General features: G+C 69.8%; 2 protein-coding genes. Both read left to right on the forward strand.

Annotated features, from left to right (window positions below; translation table 11 throughout):
- Window positions 1-217 precede the first annotated feature (217 nt).
- Window positions 218-961: a MerR family transcriptional regulator gene (locus ABD073_RS09635; protein WP_343874071.1), complete on the forward strand. Its 744-nt coding sequence runs from the start codon at window positions 218-220 to the stop codon at window positions 959-961.
- A gap of 36 nt (window positions 962-997) precedes the next feature.
- Window positions 998-1,861 carry an RCC1 domain-containing protein gene (locus tag ABD073_RS09640; RefSeq protein ID WP_343874072.1) on the forward strand — a complete coding sequence of 288 codons (864 nt, stop codon included), beginning with the start codon at window positions 998-1,000 and terminating at the stop codon, window positions 1,859-1,861.
- The last annotated feature ends 312 nt before the right edge of the window (window positions 1,862-2,173 follow it).

Genomic DNA, 2,173 nt, shown 5'->3' on the forward strand with positions numbered 1-2,173 from the left:
ACGAACCTCGACCCCATGCGCCATCACAACCCCTCCTCACAGAACCGTTGCGCTGACCACATGAATCCACCGCCAGTTTCGTCGCGATCCGGCGATCGACGGCGGGGTTTTCAGGGTTGGCTCGGGGCCCCTGCGCAGCGGGAGATTGCCGGGCAGGGTTGAACTTCACACCGTGTGATGGCTTCAAGTGGGGAATGACATGTTGAGCATCGGAGAGATGGCACACGCCAGCGGGGTGTCCCGTCGCATGCTGCGCCACTGGGAGGGCGAGGGGCTGCTGAGCCCGGCCAGCGTCGATGCGGTCACGGGACATCGGCGCTACCAGGACAGCCGGATCGGCCACGTGCAGGCGATTGCGGAGCTGCGCGGGCTCGGTTTCGGCCTGGCCGAGATCGGACGCCTGCTGGATCCACGGATCCAGCAGACCTCGCTCGTCGACCTCCTGGAACGCCAGGCGGCCACGCTGGAGCACCAGATCACCGAGGCCTCGGCACGTCTCACCCGCGTCCGGCACCGGCTGGACGACCTACGAGAGAAGGCAGGTCAGGTCGCCATGAACACCACCATCACTGCATTGCCCGGGCTCACCGTCCAGGGCGCCAGCACCACCGCGCTGGACGAGAGCGAGATCGGCGCGGCCGTCACCGAACTCCGTGGCCGGCTGCCGCACCAGGTCTGCAACGTCCTGCTCTACGACGGAACCGCCGAGGACCGGATCGTCGTGACCGTGGGCTCCGATTCCACTCCCTCGGGAGCCGGCCTGGAGCAGGTCGAGGCGCCTGCCGTCCCGCAGGGTGTGAGCGTAACCTTCGAGACCGCGCCGGAGAGCATCGCCGATGCCTGGGTGCTGATCGACGCGGAGCTGGCCCGGCAGGGGCTCACCAGCCACGGTGTCTACCGCCAACTCCTCAACCCGGACGGTCGGACGACCCTGCAGGCGCCGGTGCGAGAGCTGCACTGAACCTCCGGCTGCGCCCAGCTCCTGTAGCCTCACGGCATGAGGCAGGCACCTGTGGCCGCGGGCCGTCGCCACTCGCTCGCCCGACGTGACGACGGCACCGTGGCCTGCGCCGGAAACTGCACCACCAGCGAGTGCGCCACCGGGGACTGGCGCGAGGTGGTGGCCGTGGCTGCGGGCAATGTGCATCCGGCCCGAAACACGGGCCGCAGCCACAGTCTGGCGCTCACCGCCGACGGTCGCGTCCTGGCTGCCGGATGGAATGACGACGGCCAGTGCGAGGTCGGCCACTGGCTCGCGGTGGTCGACATCGCGGCAGGCTGGCGGTTCAGCGTCGGGCTGCTCGACGACGGCACCGCGGTCGGTGCCGGACGGTCGCGGGAAGGTCAACTGGAGCTGGCCGGGTGGCGGGATCTGGTCGCGATCAGCTGCGGCGACTGGCACACGGTGGGCCTGCACACCGACGGTCGGGTCTCCGCCACCGGCAACGACCAGCGAGGTCAGTGCCGGGTGCAGGACTGGCGAGACATCCGCGCCGTCTCCGCCGGATACCTGCACACGATCGGGCTGACGACGGATGGCCGGCTCGTCGGGGCCGGGCATCGCCCTAGCTGGGCAGGTGCCGAGCTCTGGCGCGAGGTGGTCGATGTGGCCGCGGGCAGCCACCACAGCCTGGCGCTGACCGCGCAGGGCCACGTTCTGGCCATCGGCAGCGACGAGGGTGGGCAGTGCCAGGTGCAGGACTGGCGCGAGGTGGTGGCGATCGCCGCCGGCGCCGAACACTCCTTGGGTCTTCGGGCCGACGGCACCGTGCTGGCCGCCGGCCGGGGGCCGCAGTGCGAGGTGGGGACCTGGCACGACATCCGCCCGACCTCCCTGGCCGACCCGTCTCGTCTTCCCTAGCCGCACGCCGGGCTGTCGGCAACATCGACCAGAAGCCTCCACGATCCACCGCAAGACGACCGTCCTGGGCCCCGCGCACACCGTGGCGGATTCTGGTCGATCACCTCACGAGAGAACTGCTCAATCCCCCCGTGCGCCACGCCACTCGCACGACGGGCGGTGCTCGCCGCACCGGACCGGCCCGGACCAGACCGAGACAGCTGTCCAACCCTGAAATCCGCACCGTCGATCGAGAAATCCGCCGCGGATTCATGTGGTCAGCGCAACGGTTCTGTGAGGAGGGGTTGTGATGGCGCATGGGGTCGAGGTTCG

The sequence above is a fragment of the Luteococcus peritonei genome (assembly GCF_039526385.1).
Classification (GTDB): domain Bacteria; phylum Actinomycetota; class Actinomycetes; order Propionibacteriales; family Propionibacteriaceae; genus Luteococcus; species Luteococcus peritonei.